The organism is Pseudoduganella sp. GW821-FHT05F09, assembly GCF_059419605.1.
This window is the reverse complement of sequence record NZ_JBWKSD010000003.1, coordinates 647998-663990: the sequence shown is the minus strand read 5'-3', so window position 1 is coordinate 663990 and position 15993 is coordinate 647998. Positions and strand designations below refer to the sequence as shown.

The following is a 15993-nucleotide window of genomic DNA, read 5'->3' as shown; positions in this document are numbered from 1 at the left end:
AACCCGCAGCACTACCTGGAGAACATCATGAGCACGACGCAGCACGCTGTTCCGGTTTCCCCCGTCCCCGCCAGCCTGGCCGCGCGCGCCGCGCGCCAGCCGGTGGCCCGCATCCTGCTGGCCACGCTGGCCATGGTGCTGCCGGTGGCGGCGGTGCTGGTGTTCGCCAACGTGGCGCTGGAAAAATCCATGCGCGTGGCCTGGCCGCAGCTGCTGGCCGCCGCGCTGTGCGTGCTGGGCTACCGCCTCTACGCGGCGAAAATCGAAGGGCGCGCGCCGGACGAACTGGGCACGGCCGGCGCGGCGCGCGAAACCGGCGCGGGCCTGGCCTGGGGCGCGGCGCTGTCGCTGGGCGTGATCGGCGCGCTGGCGGCGGCCGGCGCATTCCAGGTGGTGGGCAGCAACAGCTGGACCGTCATCTTCAAGCCGGTTGCCGAGCTGGTGCTGGTGGCGCTGTTCGAAGAACTGCTGTTCCGCGCGGTGCTGCTGCGCATCCTGCAAGCGGCGCTAAGCACGCGCTGGGCGCTGGCGCTGTCGTCGCTGCTGTTCGCGCTGGCGCACTTCCCCAACGACGGCGTGAGCGCGCTCGGCCTGGTGATCACCGTGGCCGCCGGCGCCATGTTCGGCGCGGCCTACCTGAAAACCGGCCGCATCTGGCTGGCGGCGGGCCTGCACTTCGCCTGGAACTTCATCACCGGCACCGTGTTCTCGCTGCCCGTCTCCGGCGGCGCCGCCAAAGGCTGGATCATCGGCCGCCTGAGCGGCCCCGAATGGCTCAGCGGCGGCAACTACGGCATCGAAGCCTCCGCCGTCACCCTGCTGGCCGTCATCGCCGCCGCCATCCTGCTGCGCCCGGCCCGCTCGCCTGCCAAGGCCGCTTGATACAGGTCAAGTGCAGGCATAGTATGCAAAGGGAGAATGAAGTAGCGCGGCTGATTTCCTGCCGAAGGAGTACCAAGCATGAAAATCGAAAATATCTTCAAACCTTGGGCTAGCAGAGAGGCTTTTGAAAAGGCTCTTGCAGAAGCGCCAGACTGGGCCGATGATGCCGACACACGTGACGGCGCCTGGGCCAATCCAAGAGTCACCATGCCGGGACAAAACCCTTTCGAGACCAGCTCAACAACAATCGCTGAGCAGTTGGGCATACCGGCGGCGGGTAAGATCGCTGTCATTAATGGTGGCGATGCAAATGCCACCTTGCGCTCCTTAATTCCGACAGAAAAAATCGCCAGCTCCGTATCATCAGCAGATCTAGTTCTGCTTTTTGTTTGCGATCAGCAGGATTTCAATCGGCTTCTATCGAACGCGGCTGACCGCCTATCCTTGGATCCAGGAGCAACTCTATGGTTGTGCCACCCACGGCACCTGACAGGCACGGTGATGCTCAAGGACGCAGAAGAGCTCGGGCTGTTTAACGATGCCTTTCTGGTCATCGATAGCGACTGGGTTTGCCTACGCCTCAGACACCCATAATTCCTCAGTCAGGCATGCTGCGCCAGCGCCCATTCGACGTGTTCGCGCACCAGCGCTGACTCGTGGCTGCGGCGCGACTCCAGCGCGGCGATGATGGCCGCGTCGCCGCGCGCGCCGGCGGCGGCGTTGCCCAGGCCGACCGCGATGTTGCGCAGCCAGCGCTCGTGGCCGATGCGCCGTATCGGACTGCCTTCCATCTTGCGGTTGAACTCGTCCTCGCTCCAGCCGAACAGCTCCACCATGCCCGCGCTGCCCAGGCCGTGCCGTTCGTCGAAGTCCGGCAGCGTGGCGCGCTGGGCGAATTTATTCCACGGGCAGACGGTCTGGCAGTCGTCGCAGCCGTACACGCGGTTGCCGATCAGCGGGCGCATCTCTTCGGGGATGGCGTTCTTCAGCTCTATGGTCAGGTAGGAGATGCAGCGCCGCGCGTCCAGCCGGCCCGGGCCCAGGATGGCTTGCGTGGGGCAGGCCGTGATGCAAGCGCTGCACTGCCCGCAGTGCGCGCCGGTCGGCGGGTCCACCGGCAGCGGCAGGTCGACCAGGATCTCGCCCATGAAGAACATGGAGCCGGCCCTGCGGTTGATCAGCAAGGTGTGCTTGCCGCGCCAGCCCAGGCCGGACTTCTCGGCCAGCGGCAGCTCCATCACCGGCGCCGAGTCGGTAAACACCCGGTAGCCGAATGCGCCGATGGCGCGCTGGATGCGGTCGGCCAGTTGCTGCAGCCGCGCGCGCAGCACCTTGTGGTAGTCGCGTCCGCGCGCATAGACCGAGATCACCGCCGCCGACGGGGCGGCGATGCGCGCCGCCTCGCGCTCGCGCCAGTCCTCCTCCAGCGCTGCGGGCAGGTAGTTCATGCGCGCCGTGATCACGCGCACCGTGCCCGGCACCAGCTCGTCCGGGCGGGCGCGCTTCATGCCGTGCGCCGCCATATAGTCCATTTCGCCGTGCATGCCGGCGTCCAGCCAGGCCTGCAGCCCGGCCTCCTGCGCCGACAGGTCGATGTCGGCCACGCGCACTTCCGCAAAGCCCAGCTCCGTGCCCCATTCCTTGATGGATTGGGCAAGTTCGTCTAAATTGAGATCGGCAAGGGACATCGGCTTTACAATGCAACGGTTTACAACCTCACATTTTATTCGATGCAGCACTTTAAATCCCATCTCCACGACGAAGCCGGCACCGCCGCCCTGGGCGCGGCCCTGGCGCGCGCCATCCTGCCGGGCATGGCGATCTATCTGCACGGCGACCTGGGCGCGGGCAAAACCGCCCTCACGCGCGCGCTGCTGCACGCCGCCGGCCACGCGGGCAATGTGAAAAGCCCCACCTACACGCTGTCCGAGCCGTACAGCGTGCAGCTGGAAGGACGCGCCGTCAACGTGATCCACTTCGACCTGTACCGCATGGGCAGCCCCGAGGAATTCCTCGACGCCGGCTTCCGCGAGGACTTTAATGGCGACAACATCTGCATCGTCGAATGGCCGGAGAAGGCCGACCCCGTGCTGCCGCCTCCGGACCTGCATGTATTCTTGGCTGTGGCTGGCGAAGGACGTGATGTAGAATTGCAAGCGTCCTCCGCTTTAGGTCTGTCATGCCTGCAACGCCTCAAATTCGCACCGAACATGTAAAGTCCCGCCACAGGCGCACGGTACTGAGGGCCGGCAGCGCGCTGCTGCTGTCCGTGATGGCGCCGCTGTCGGCGCGCGCCGCGCAGATCCTGGCGGTGCGCGTCTGGCCCGCCGCCGACTACACCCGCGTGACGCTGGAGAACGATTCCAACCTGAAGGCCACCCACTTCATCGTGAAGGACCCGGAGCGCCTGGTGGTCGACATCGAAGGCCTGGAGCTCAATCCCACGCTGAAAACCCTGGTCGCCAAGATCCAGTCCAACGATCCCTACATCCGCCAGGTGCGCGTGGGCCAGAACCGGCCCAACGTGGTGCGGCTGGTGTTCGACCTGAAGGAAGAAATCACGCCGCAGGTGTTCGCGCTCGCGCCGGCCGGCCAGTACAAGCACCGCCTGATCTTCGACCTGTACCCGGTGAAGGCGGTCGACCCGATCGCGGCCATGATAGAAAAAGGCGACTGGAGCGGCGCGCCCGAGCTGCCGCACGGCGAGGCCGTCGTCGCTGGAACGGCGCCGGCGCCAGCGCCGGTCGGCGCCCCGGGCAGCGGCGTGCAGGCCAGCCAGGCCACGCAGGCAGCGCAAGCCAAAGCCGAAGCGCGCGCCGAGATCAAGGCCGAAGCAAAGGCAGATGCGGCCGCGCCGAAACCGGACCTGGCCCACACGCCGCCCGAAGCGCGGCCGGAGAACAAAGACCCGCTGCCGCAAGCCAAGCCCCTGCCGGGCCAGAAAGTGGCGCGCATGATCACCATCGCGCTCGACCCAGGCCACGGCGGCGAAGACCCCGGCGCCATCGGCTCCAGCGGCTCGCGCGAGAAGGACATTGTGCTGTCCATCGCCAAGCGGCTCAAGGGCAAGCTGGAACAGCACCCCAATATCCGCGTCATGCTGACCCGCGACGGCGACTACTTCGTGCCGCTCGGCACCCGCGTGGACAAGGCGCGCAAGGTGCAGGCCGACCTGTTCGTCTCCATCCACGCGGACGCCTTCGTGCAGCCGTCCGCGCGCGGCTCGTCGGTGTTCGTGCTGTCCGAAAAAGGCGCCAGCTCCAGCGCCGCGCGCTGGCTGGCCAACAAGGAAAACGACGCCGACAACATCGGCGGCGCCAACGTGCAGACCCAGGACAAGCAGCTCGCCAGCGTGCTGTTCGACCTGTCCACCACGGCCCAGATCAACGACAGCCTGAAACTGGGCAAGGCCGTGCTGGGCGAGATCGGCGGCATCAACCGCCTGCACAAAGGCTCGGTCGAACAGGCCGGCTTTGCGGTGCTGAAAGCGCCCGACATTCCGTCCATCCTGATTGAAACGGCCTTCATCTCCAACCCGGAAGAAGAAGCCCGCCTGAAGGACAACGACTACCAGGACAAGCTGGCCGACGCCGTCGTGAAAGGCATCCGCCAGTACTTCGCCAAAAATCCGCCGCTCGCCAAGAGCCGCATGACTTAAGCCAGGAAGACCACATGATCAGCCACACCAGGCACGGCGAGCTGCCGGCCATCCGCATCACCGCGCCCGACGGCGCCCAGGCCACCATTGCGCTGTACGGCGCGCACCTGCTGTCTTGGAAGACCCCGGACGGCAAGGAGCGCCTGTTCCTGAGCGCGTGCTCGCCGATGGACGGCAGCGCGGCCATACGCGGCGGCGTGCCGGTGATCTTTCCGCAGTTCTCCACGCGCGGCGACGGCCAGCGCCACGGCGTGGCGCGCCTGTCGCACTGGCGCCTGGGCGAGTCCGGCTCGGCGCAGGACGGCGTGTACGTTGAATTCGAACTGACGCAGGCCGACGTGCCCGCGCCGCTGGCCGCAGGCTGGCCGCACGACTTCGCGCTGCGCCTGCGCTTCGCGCTGCAAGGCAATGCGCTGCACATGCGCTTCAATGTGCGCAATACGGGCGCGCACAGCTTCGATTTCGCCAGTGCACTGCACACCTACTACGCGGCCGGCGACTTCCTGAAAACCACGCTGCAAGGCCTGGAACAGGGCGACATCGCGTTCGGCCCGCCGCTGGACAACATCTACGCCGCCGGACCGGAACTGGCGCTGCGCACGGCGGACAGCCAGCTGCAGCTGCGCCAGCAGGGCTTTACGGAATGGGTGGTGTGGAATCCAGGCGCCGAGAACGCGGCCAAGCTGACCGATATGGCGGACCACGAATGGCGCGAATTCCTGTGCATCGAACCGGCGCGCGTGGACAAGCAAGAGTTGAAGGCCGGCGCCGAATGGACCGGCCATCACAGCATTACTGCGACTCTTTGATGATGCGGCCCGAAGCGGGCTGGATCGGGCGCGAATTGAGCGGGTACAAGCGGCTGAACAGCGCCATCTGCGCCGGCGAGGCCTGCACCGGCTCCTTCATCACCAGCCACAGCACGTTCTCGGTGCACGGCGGCGTGGTCAGCGAACCCATATAGGTGTAGTAGTCGCGCCGCTGCGGCAGCAGGTCGTTCGGGTCGAGTACGATGGACGGCGCGGTCACGTCGCCCTTCTCCAGCGGCAGGTTGTTCCACACGGTCTGGATGGCCGGCTGCGGCTTGCCGCGCTCGAGCAGCAGCGCCAGCACCGCCAGGCGGCCCTCGCCGTCCTTGTGCACCAGGTGCACCACCATTTCAAAGCCCTTGCCGTTGATGCGTTCTTCCGAGGGACGGTGGAAGTGGAACTGCACCAGCTCATACATGCGGTTGCCCACCGACAGGAAGTTCCCCCCGCCCATGGTCACCTGCACGGTGTGGCCGTTGTCCTGCACGTTGAACGAGGACGGGCGGTAGTCGAAAGTGATCTGCTCCAGCTCCACCTTCATGCCGTCGCGGATATCGATGGGCGACTGGCGGTTGCCGGTGCTGCACTTGGCCCAGTCCGAATTGATCTTGCTCCAGTTGGCCGGGCCGAATTCGCCCTCGTAGCCCCAGTGGGTGCCGTTGGCGCGCGGCGGCGGCGCGGCGGCCTTGATGGCGGCGGCCTTTTTGGCCTGGGCTGCGGCGGCGGCGCGCGCGGCCTGGTTGGCGCGCATCTGCGCCAGGCGCTCGGCGATCTTGGCCGACAGTTCGGCTTCCGCCTGTTCCTCGCGTTCGCGCTCGCTCAGCTTGGGCGCGGCCGGCGCTTTCGCGGCCGGCTTGGCGCCGAATTTGGTAGCGCCGGTTGCGGGGGCAGCGCCGGCGGTGCCGGCAGTGCTGCTGGCCGCCCCGCCCCCGCTGCCGCCGATAGGCTGCGGGTTCGACGGACGGATATTGTTGATGTTGGCCTGCGCCAGCTTGGTCAGCGGCGGCGCATACGGCGCGGGATCGGCGGCGCCCGCCGCCGCAATGGCGAGCCAGCAGGCAGTCAGGGCGATCAGGTTGCGCATGGGAGTCCAGGTATAAAGTGCATACCTGGATTAACGGTTGCACAGCGGGAAAACTTGAGCTGTGCAGGACGAATCAGCGTCCCGGGTCAGCGTCCCAGCACGCGGCGTCCCAGCTTCCAGGCTCCGCCCAGCATCAGCGGCACGATCGCGGCGCCCACGCCGACCATGACGATGGTGGTCAGATGGTCGCGCACGACAGGAATATTGCCGAACAGATAACCACCCACGGTCAGCGACACCACCCACGCCACGGCGCCGGTGACGTTGTAGAGCTGGAAGCGGCTGAACGTCATGTCCGACACGCCCGCCACGAAGGGCGCGAAGGTGCGCACCACGGGAATAAAGCGCGCCAGGATGATGGTTTTGCCGCCGTGCTTCTCGAAGAAGTTGTGCGTGCGGTGCAGCGCGTCCTTGTTCAGCCAGCGGTAGTCATGGGTAAACACCCGTTGCCCGATGGCCTCGCCTATCCAGTAATTGACCGTGTTGCCGCTGACGGCCGCCGTGATCAGCAGCGCGATCAGCACCGGCAGGTTCATCTGGCCGGTGGCGCACAGCGCGCCGGCGATGAAGAGCAAGGTGTCGCCAGGGAAGAAAAACAGCACTACCAGGCCTGTCTCGCTGAAAATGATGAAGAACAGCACCGCGTAGACCCACAGGCCATACTGCGCGATCAACCCATCCAGAGCCTTGTCGACATGCAGCAGCATGTCTAGTAATTGCACGAAATCCATAAAAATCCCAAAAGGTAGCGCCGGAATCATACACCACACAGAGCAGTGCAAGAACGTAGTGACGGTTAAATTTCACCAAGCTGCAGTATGGGGTCGCTTGCCGGTATTACAATTCCCGCATTCATAACCTGGAGACAAACGGATGGATTACACGACGAAGCAAGCGCTGGCGATCCCGGCGCTGGCCGCCCTGCTCTGGCAAACCGCCCACGCGGCCCCGGCCGCCCCGGCCGCCAACCCGCCCAAGCCCACCGTGGCCGACGTGGTCAAGGCCTCCAAGCCGGCCGAATGGCGCCCGCTGGACCCGGAGCACACGCTGTACATGGACCTGCCCGGCGGCCGCGTGGTGATCGAACTGGCGCCAGCCTTCGCGCCCGCCCACGCCGCCAACCTGCGCGCGCTGGCGCGCGACCGCTATTTCGACGGCCTGGCCATCCTGCGCTCGCAGGACAACTACGTGGCCCAGTGGGGCGACCCGGACGAAAAGAACCCGCGCGCCTTCAAGACCGCGAAAGCCAGGCTGCCCGGCGAATTCACGGTCCCCATGGCCAATGACAAGCACTTCACCCTGCTGCCGGACCGCGACGGCTACGCCGCCCAGGTCGGCCACTCGAACGGTTTCCCGTCCGCGCGCGACCCAAAAACCGGGCGCGCCTGGCTAGCGCACTGCTACGGCATGGTGGGCGTGGGCCGCGACGTGGACAGCGACAGCGCCAACGGCAGCTCGCTGTATGCCGTCACCGGCCACGCGCCGCGCCACCTGGACCGCAACATCACGGTGGTCGGCCGCGTGGTGGCCGGCATGCCGCTGCTGTCGTCGCTGCCGCGCGGCACCGGCGCGCTCGGCTTCTACGAGAAGCCCGAGCAGCAGACGCCGATCAAATCGGTGCGCCTGGCGGCCGACGTGCCGGAAGCCGAACGCGTCAAGCTCGAAGTGATGCGCACCGACTCGGCCAGCTTCCAGGCCGTGGCCGAAGCCCAGCGCAACCGGGGCGGCCCGTGGACCAAGGTCCCGGCCGGCTACATCGAGCTGTGCAACGTCACCATCCCCGTGCGCGAAGCGAAATAGCCGTTTGGATGCCCGCCGCGCGGGAATCCCGAGGCGGGAGCCGCCGTGTTTTATAATCACGGCATGAACGCTCCCGCCCCACACCGTCCCATCCAGGCCCTGCCCGACCAGCTGATTTCCCAGATTGCCGCCGGCGAGGTGGTGGAGCGGCCCTCGGCCGTGGTCAAGGAATTGCTGGAAAACGCACTCGACGCGGGTTCCACGCAGATCACCGTGCGGCTGGAGGAAGGCGGCGTGAAGCGCATCGCCATCACCGACAACGGCCGTGGCATCGCCCCCGAGCAGCTGCCGCTCGCGCTGGCGCGCCACGCCACCTCCAAGATCGCCTCGCTGGACGACCTGGAAAACGTCCACACCCTGGGCTTCCGCGGCGAGGCGCTGGCCTCCATCGCGTCCGTGGCGGCGGTGACGCTGACCTCGCGCACGGCCGACGCGGCCCACGCCTGGGAAATCACCGGCTCGCACCTGGCCACCGTCACGCCGTCCTCCGGCGCGCACGGCACCACCATCGACGTGCGCGACCTGTACTTCAACACCCCGGCGCGGCGCAAATTCCTGAAATCCGAACAGACCGAATTCGGTCACTGCGCCGACGTGGTGCGCCGCATTGCGCTGGCGCGGCCGGACGTGTCGTTCTCGCTGTCGCACAACGGCAAGACCGTGGACCACTGGATGGTGGGCGAAATGGCCAAGCGCAGCGCGCAGATCCTGGGCGACAATTTCGCCAGCGCGCGCCTGTCCATCGATGAAAACGCCGGCCCGCTGCGCATCCACGGCTACGCCGGCCTGCCCACCGCCTCCAAGGCGCGCGCCGACGGCCAGTTCTTCTACGTGAACGGCCGCTTCGTGCGCGACAAGGTGCTGATGCACGCGGTGCGCGCGGCCTACGAGGACGTGCTGCACGGCGACCGATTCCCATCCTACGTGCTGGCGCTCGACCTGGACCCGGCGCTGGTGGATGTGAACGTGCACCCGTCGAAAATCGAAGTGCGCTTCCGCGACAGCCGCGCCGTGCACCAGTTCGTGTTCCATGCGGTGCAGCGCGCGCTGGCGCAGACCTCGGCCACCTCGCACGGCAGCGTGCCCTCGCCGCTGCCCGCAGCCGACGGCCTGACCGCCACTGCGCCGTGGCGCCCGCAGGAGCAGACTTCGTTCGGCTCCATCCTGAATCCCGACTACCAGCCCACGTTCTCGGCCTCGCCTTTCGGCCAGCCGCAGCGCCAGTTTGGAGACACCGGCGGCGTGGCCCAGAGCACCGAGCGCTACGGCGCCCTGTTCAGCGGCGGCAGCGCATTCGGCGCGCGCGCCAGCTATGGCGTTGACGGCGGCGACGGCGCGGCGGGCGGCCCATCCGGCAGCGGCGGCGGCTCCGGCAGCGGCTACGCCCTGCCCCAGGCCGCCCCCTACATCGCCTCCCCGGCCACCATGGCCGACGAAGAATTCCCGCTCGGCTTCGCGCTGGCGCAGCTGCACGGCATCTACATCATGGCGCAGAACAGCAAAGGCCTGGTGCTGGTGGACATGCACGCCGCGCACGAGCGCATCCTGTACGAGCAGCTGAAAAACGCGCTCGACGCGCAAGTGTCCGGCCAGGACATGCAGGTGCAGCAGCTGCTCATCCCCGTCACCTTCTACGCCGACGCGGTGGAAGTGGGCACCGCCCAGGAGCACCAGGAAACCCTGCACTCGCTGGGCTTCGACATTGCCGCCCTGTCGCCCACCACGCTGGCGGTGCGCACCGTGCCCGCCCTGCTGAAGAACGCCGACGCGCAAACCCTGGCGCGCGACGTGCTGCGCGACGTGCGCGAATTCGGCGGCTCGCGCGTGCTCATCGAGCGCCGCAACGAGCTGCTCGGCACGTTGGCCTGCCACACCGCCGTGCGCGCCAACCGTATCCTGTCGGTGCAGGAAATGAACGCCCTGCTGCGCCAGATGGAAAGCACCGAACGCGCCGACCAGTGCAACCACGGCCGCCCGACCTGGGTGCAGGTGGAAATCAACGCGCTGGACAAGCTGTTCCTGCGCGGCCAGTAATCAAGAAAAGCATCATGACGCAAGCATCGAAGAAAGCGCTGGCCGTGGCCATCATGGGTCCCACCGCCAGCGGCAAGACCGCCGCCGCGCTGGCCATCGCGCGGCAGATCCCGTCCGAAATCATCTCCGTCGACTCGGCGCTGGTGTACCGGGGCATGGACATCGGCACCGCCAAGCCCACGCGCGCAGAGCGCGCCGCCGCGCCGCACCACCTGATCGACATCATCGACCCGCTCGATTCCTACTCGGTGGCCCAGTTCCGCAACGACACCCTGCGCCTGGTGGACGAGATCACCGCGCGCGGCAAGCTGCCGCTGCTGGTGGGCGGCACCATGCTGTACTTCAAAGGCCTGGCCGACGGCCTGGACGACCTGCCCGGCGCCGACCCGGCCCTGCGCGCCGAACTGGAAGAGCAGGCCGCGCGCGACGGCTGGCCCGCCATGCACGCGCGCCTGGCGCAGCAGGATCCGGCCACCGCCGCCCGCCTGGCGCCCAACGACGCCCAGCGTATCCAGCGCGCGCTGGAAATCATCGCGCTCAGCGGCAAGCCCATGTCCGAACTGCTGGCCCTGCGCGAAAAGACCGAGCTGCCGTTCGAGCTGCTGTCGTTCGCGCTGGAACCGTCCGACCGCGCCGTGCTGCACGCGCGCATAGCGCAGCGTTTCAACCTGATGCTGAAGGAAACCGAAGACGGCGACCTGATCACCGAAGTGGAGCAACTGCGCCGCCGCGGCGACCTGCATCCCGGCCTGCCGTCCATGCGCTGCGTGGGCTACCGCCAAGCCTGGGAATACCTGGACGGCGCCATCGACTTCAAGACCATGCGCGAGACCGGCATCATCGCCACGCGCCAGCTCGCCAAGCGCCAGCTGACCTGGCTGCGCTCGATGCCGGAGCGCGTGGTCATCGATTGCCTGGCCCCGGACACGGCCGGCACGATGCTGGCCGACATCCGAAAAATTATGTAATCGCTATCAAAAACAGCTCTGCAGCAAATTATTTAGGCGCTTTCCTTGACAGCCCCCGCTCCAAAACGCGATAATGCTGGCCGTTGCGCGGTGATATAGCTCAGTTGGTTAGAGCACAGCATTCATAATGCTGGGGTCGGTGGTTCAAGTCCACCTATCACCACCAACCTTTCGGTGATATAGCTCAGTTGGTTAGAGCACAGCATTCATAATGCTGGGGTCGGTGGTTCAAGTCCACCTATCACCACCAGGATTCATCAAAAAAGCCCTGCCCCGGAAACGGCGCAGGGCTTTTTTGTTGACTTCTTAAATGCGACGATTATAATCACATTCAATTGAAGTGTGCATATGCACTCTTTGTCGAAAAACAGTCGTCAACATTAAGGAAACCACCATGATCCTCCGACCTACCGTGGCTCTATTGGCCACCGCCGGCCTGGCCGCCGCCATCCTCAGCGGCTGCGGCGACGCCAACAGCAAGCCTGCCGAGGCGGCCGCCGGCCAGGGCGCGCCCATCACCGCCGCCGTGGTGCTGGAAAAACCAGTGACCGAGACGCAGGAGTTCTCGGGCCGCCTGGAAGCCATCGAACGGGTGCAGATCCGCTCGCGCGTGTCCGGCTACATCACGGCGGTGAATTTCCAGCCCGGCGGCAAGGTGAAAAAAGGCCAGGTGCTGTTCGTGATCGACACCCGCCCCTTCCAGGCCGAGGCCAACCGCGCCGACGCCGCCGCGCATGCAGCCCAGGCCAAGGCCGACCTGGCGCGCCTGGAACTGGCGCGCGCGGAAAAGCTGCTGGCCGATAAAGCCATCGCCCAGCGCGAGTACGACGAGCGCGCCTCCAGCCTGAAAGAGCTGGACGCGAACGCGCGCGCCGCGCTGGCGCAGGCGGAGAACGCCAAGCTCAATCTGGGCTACACGCAGGTGATCGCGCCCATCGACGGCCGCGTGGGCAAGGCCGAGATCACCGTGGGCAACCTGATCGACGCGTCCGCCGTGCTGACCTCCGTGGTCTCGGACGACAAGATCTACGCCAGCTTCGACGGCGATGAATCGACCTATCTGAACGTGGGCGCGCGGGCGCATGGCGGCCAGCCGGTCAAGGTGCGCATCGGCCTGGCCAGCGAGAGCGGCTTCCCGCACGAGGGCAAGCTGGAATTCGTGGACAACCAGCTGGATCCGCGCACCGGCGCCGTGCGCATGCGCGCCGTGTTCGCCAACGAGGACAATCTGCTGGCGCCCGGCCTGTTCGCCAAGGTGCAGCTGGACAGCAGCGCCCAGGCGCGCCGCGCGGCCCTGCTGATCAGCGAGCAGGCCATCGGCACGGACCAGAACCGCAAATTCGTCTTCGTGGTCACGCCGGACAGCAAGGCCGAGTACCGCCAGGTGACGCTGGGCCAGACCGTGGACGGCTTGCGCATCGTGCGCTCCGGCCTGAAGGCGGGTGAAAAAATCGTCGTCAACGGCTTGCAGCGCGTGCGCCCCGGCGCGCCGCTGTCGCCGCAGCTGGTGCTGATGGACGGCGGCCAGGCCGCCGATAAACTGGCCTCCGCGAAAGGCAACTGATCATGAACTTCTCCCGATTCTTCGTGGACAAACCGATCTTCGCGGCGGTGCTGTCCATTATCGTGTTCGTGGCGGGCCTGATCGCCATCTTCAAGCTGCCCATCTCCGAATACCCCAACGTGGTGCCGCCTTCGGTGGTGGTGACGGCCCAGTACCCGGGCGCCAATCCCAAGGTGATCGCCGAAACGGTGGCCGCGCCGCTGGAGGAGCAGATCAATGGCGTGGAGCACATGATCTACATGTCCTCGCAAAACACGTCCGACGGCGCGCTCAAGCTGACCGTCACCTTCAAGATCGGCACCAATATCCAGCAGGCGGAAACCGAAGTGCAGAACCGCGTCCAGCGCGCGCTGCCCCGCCTGCCCGAGGAGGTGCGCCAGATCGGCGTGACGACGGTGAAGACCTCGCCCAACCTGACCATGGTGGTGCACCTGGTATCGCCGGACAACAGCTACGACGAACTGTATCTGCGCAACTACGCGGTGCTTAACGTGAAAGACCAGCTGGCGCGCATACCCGGCATGGGCCAGGTCAACATCCTCGGCTCGGGCGACTACGCCATGCGCATCTGGCTCGACCCGCAAAAGGTCGCCGCCCGCAACATGACCGCCACCGACGTCACCAACGCCATCCGCGAGCAGAACGTGCAGGTGGCCGCCGGCGTCGTGGGCGCCTCGCCCAGCAAGGACAGCGAGTTCCAGCTCACCCTCAACACCCAGGGCCGCCTGAAAACCGAGGAAGACTTCGGCAACATCATCGTGCGCACCAATGAGAACGGCGCGCTGACGCGCTTGCGCGACGTGGCCCGGATCGAGCTCGGTTCCGGTTCCTACGCGCTGCGCGCGCTGCTGGACAACAAGCCCGCCGTGGCGCTGGCCATTTTCGCCTCGCCGGGCGCCAACGACCTGCAGCTGTCGGCCGACGTGCGCGCCAAAATGGCGGAGCTGAACAAGCAGTTCCCGCAAGGCGTGCAGTACTCGGTAGCCTACGACCCGACCATGTTCGTGCGCGACTCGATCACCGCCGTGATCCACACGCTGCTGGAAGCCATCGCGCTGGTGGTGCTGGTGGTGATCGTGTTCCTGCAAACCTGGCGCGCGTCCATCATCCCGCTGCTGGCGGTGCCGGTATCGGTGGTGGGCACGTTCGCCGTCATGCTGGGCTTCGGCTTCTCCATCAACACGCTGACCCTGTTCGGACTGGTGCTGGCCATCGGCATCGTGGTGGACGACGCCATCGTGGTGGTGGAAAACGTGGAGCGCAATATCGCCAACGGACTGACGCCGCGCGCGGCCACCGTGCAGGCCATGAAGGAAGTGAGCGGCCCCATTATCGCCATCGCGCTGGTGCTGTGTGCGGTGTTCGTGCCTATCGCTTTCGTGCCCGGCCTCACCGGCCAGTTCTACCGCCAGTTCGCGCTCACCATCGCCATCTCCACCGTGATTTCGGCATTCAGCTCGCTGACGCTGGCGCCCGCCCTGTCGGCCGCCCTTCTGCGCCCGCACGACGCGCCCAAGGACGCGCTGACCCGCGTGATGGACAAGGTCTTCGGCCGCTTCTTCAACTGGTTCAACGGCTTCTTCGGCCGCGCATCGCACCGCTATGAAGGCGGAGTGAAGGGCGTACTGGCGCGCAAATCGGCCTCGGTGGGCTTTTACCTGGTGCTGGTGGCGCTGGCCGCCGTGATGTTCCAGCTGGTGCCGGCCGGCTTCGTGCCGTCGCAGGACAAGGGCTACCTGGTGGGCTTCGCGCAGCTGCCGGACGCAGCCTCGCTGAACCGCACCGAGTCCGTCATCCGCCGCACCGCCGACATCGCGCTGGGCGTGCCGGGCGCGCGCAACACGGTGGCCTTCCCCGGCCTGTCGGTCAACGACCTGACCAACGCGCCCAATTCCGGCATCGTCTTCGTAGGCGAACTGGCGCCGGAAACCCGCAACACCAAGGAAGTGAGCGGTCCCGGCATCGCTGCGGAAATCAACAAGCGCGTGGGTTCCATCCAGGACGCCTTCGTGATGGTGTTCCCGCCGCCGCCCGTGAACGGCCTGGGCACCATAGGCGGCTTCAAGATGATGGTGGAAGACCGCGGCAACCTTGGCTACGACGCGCTGTACGAGGCGACGCAGAAGCTGGTGCAAAAGGCGCGCGCAGCGCCGGAACTGGCGGGCGTGTTCTCCGGCTACCAGATCAACGTGCCGCAGCTGTATGCGGACATCGACCGCGACAAGGCCAAGCAGCTGGGCGTGCCGCTGGCGACCATCTACCAGACCTTGCAGATCAACCTGGGTTCGCTGTACGTGAACGATTTCAACCAGTTCGGCCGCACCTATCAAGTGCGCGTGCAGGCGGATGCGCAATTCCGCTCGCACGTGGAAGACGTGGCGCAGCTGAAGGTACGCAGCGACAAGGGCGAGATGATTCCCCTGTCCTCGCTCATGCGCATCAGCGACAGCTATGGCCCGGACCGCGTGCAGCGCTTCAACGCCTACACGGCGGCGGACGTCAACGCAGGTCCGGCGCCGGGCTACTCGTCCGGCCAGGCGCAGGCGGCGCTGGAACGCATTGCGCAGGAAGTGCTGCCGCAAGGCGTGACCTATGAATGGACCGAGCTGACCTACCAGAACATCCTGGCCGGGAATACGCTGGTCTATGTGTTCCCGCTGTGCGTGCTGCTGGTGTTCCTGGTGCTGGCCGCCCAATACGAAAGCTGGACCCTGCCGCTGGCGGTGATCCTGATCGTGCCGATGTCCATCATGAGCGCGCTGCTTGGCGTGAAGCTGACCGGCGGCGACAACAACATCTTCACGCAGATTGCGCTGTTCGTGCTGGTGGGGCTGGCGTCCAAGAACGCCATCCTGATCGTGGAATTCGCCCGCGAGCTGGAGCACCACGGCCGCACCGTGCTGCAAGCGGCGCTGGAAGCGTGCCGCCTGCGCCTGCGCCCCATCCTGATGACGTCGATCGCCTTCATCATGGGCGTGCTGCCGCTGGTGTTCTCGCACGGCGCCGGCGCCGAGATGCGCCACGCGATGGGCGTGGCCGTCTTCGCCGGCATGCTGGGCGTGACCTTCTTCGGCCTGTTCCTCACGCCGCTGTTCTACGTGCTGCTGCGCACCCTGGCCAAGCGCCTGGAAAGCAAACGCGCCGCTGCCGGAGATGCGCTGGAAGCGCCGGCGGCCAACCTGGAAGGACATTGA

13 protein-coding genes and 2 tRNA genes are annotated in these 15993 nt (G+C 66.4%); 12 read left to right on the top strand and 3 right to left on the bottom strand.

Annotated elements, in window-relative coordinates; translation table 11 throughout:
• The first annotated feature begins 27 nt into the window (after positions 1 to 27).
• Positions 28 to 882, top strand: a complete 855-nt coding sequence (locus AC07S4_RS12880; protein ID WP_494987019.1) for a CPBP family intramembrane glutamic endopeptidase — start codon at positions 28 to 30, stop codon at positions 880 to 882.
• 78 nt (positions 883 to 960) lie between these two features.
• The gene (locus tag AC07S4_RS12875; RefSeq protein ID WP_494987018.1) at positions 961 to 1476 is read left to right on the top strand and encodes a hypothetical protein; all 516 of its coding nucleotides are present in this window, start codon (positions 961 to 963) and stop codon (positions 1474 to 1476) included.
• Positions 1477 to 1484: 8 nt separating this feature from the next.
• On the opposite strand, the gene queG is transcribed toward AC07S4_RS12875, so the two are convergent.
• Positions 1485 to 2570: a tRNA epoxyqueuosine(34) reductase QueG gene (queG, locus tag AC07S4_RS12870; protein WP_494987017.1), complete on the bottom strand. Its 1086-nt coding sequence runs from the start codon at positions 2568 to 2570 to the stop codon at positions 1485 to 1487.
• A 42-nt stretch (positions 2571 to 2612) separates the two neighbouring features.
• On the opposite strand from queG, the gene tsaE reads away from it, so the two are divergent.
• The 3 genes from tsaE to AC07S4_RS12855 are packed head-to-tail and all read left to right on the top strand — an operon-like array spanning position 2613 to position 5349.
• Entirely contained in the window at positions 2613 to 3098 is a 486-nt protein-coding gene (gene tsaE / locus AC07S4_RS12865; protein ID WP_494987016.1) for a tRNA (adenosine(37)-N6)-threonylcarbamoyltransferase complex ATPase subunit type 1 TsaE, read from the top strand.
• Positions 3062 to 4540, top strand: coding sequence for an N-acetylmuramoyl-L-alanine amidase (locus AC07S4_RS12860; RefSeq protein WP_494987015.1), 1479 nt, complete (start codon positions 3062 to 3064; stop codon positions 4538 to 4540). The genes tsaE and AC07S4_RS12860 overlap by 37 nt, the downstream gene beginning before the upstream one ends.
• A 14-nt stretch (positions 4541 to 4554) precedes the next feature.
• Entirely contained in the window at positions 4555 to 5349 is a 795-nt protein-coding gene (locus AC07S4_RS12855) for a D-hexose-6-phosphate mutarotase (protein WP_494987014.1), read from the top strand.
• Here the strand turns inward: AC07S4_RS12855 and AC07S4_RS12850 are convergent.
• The gene (locus AC07S4_RS12850) at positions 5333 to 6433 is read right to left on the bottom strand and encodes a carbonic anhydrase (RefSeq protein ID WP_494987013.1); all 1101 of its coding nucleotides are present in this window, start codon (positions 6431 to 6433) and stop codon (positions 5333 to 5335) included. The two genes, AC07S4_RS12855 and AC07S4_RS12850, sit on opposite strands and share 17 nt — an antisense overlap.
• A gap of 86 nt (positions 6434 to 6519) precedes the next feature.
• Positions 6520 to 7164, bottom strand: coding sequence for a VTT domain-containing protein (locus AC07S4_RS12845; protein ID WP_494987012.1), 645 nt, complete (start codon positions 7162 to 7164; stop codon positions 6520 to 6522).
• Between the two features lie 142 nt (positions 7165 to 7306).
• On the opposite strand from AC07S4_RS12845, the gene AC07S4_RS12840 reads away from it, so the two are divergent.
• The 7 genes from AC07S4_RS12840 (at position 7307) to AC07S4_RS12810 (ending at position 15993) form a co-directional block, all read left to right on the top strand.
• Positions 7307 to 8233, top strand: a complete 927-nt coding sequence (locus tag AC07S4_RS12840; RefSeq protein WP_494987011.1) for a peptidylprolyl isomerase — start codon at positions 7307 to 7309, stop codon at positions 8231 to 8233.
• Between the two features lie 63 nt (positions 8234 to 8296).
• On the top strand, positions 8297 to 10267 hold the full coding sequence (gene mutL, locus AC07S4_RS12835; RefSeq protein WP_494987010.1) for a DNA mismatch repair endonuclease MutL: 1971 nt from the start codon (positions 8297 to 8299) through the stop codon (positions 10265 to 10267).
• Between the two features lie 14 nt (positions 10268 to 10281).
• Entirely contained in the window at positions 10282 to 11235 is a 954-nt protein-coding gene (gene miaA / locus AC07S4_RS12830; protein ID WP_494987009.1) for a tRNA (adenosine(37)-N6)-dimethylallyltransferase MiaA, read from the top strand.
• Between the two features lie 89 nt (positions 11236 to 11324).
• Positions 11325 to 11401: transfer RNA gene (locus AC07S4_RS12825), tRNA-Met, on the top strand.
• 7 nt (positions 11402 to 11408) lie between these two features.
• A tRNA-Met gene (locus tag AC07S4_RS12820) sits at positions 11409 to 11485 on the top strand.
• Between the two features lie 144 nt (positions 11486 to 11629).
• Positions 11630 to 12799, top strand: a complete 1170-nt coding sequence (locus AC07S4_RS12815) for an efflux RND transporter periplasmic adaptor subunit (protein WP_494987008.1) — start codon at positions 11630 to 11632, stop codon at positions 12797 to 12799.
• Positions 12800 to 12801: 2 nt separating this feature from the next.
• Positions 12802 to 15993, top strand: coding sequence for an efflux RND transporter permease subunit (locus AC07S4_RS12810; protein ID WP_494987007.1), 3192 nt, complete (start codon positions 12802 to 12804; stop codon positions 15991 to 15993).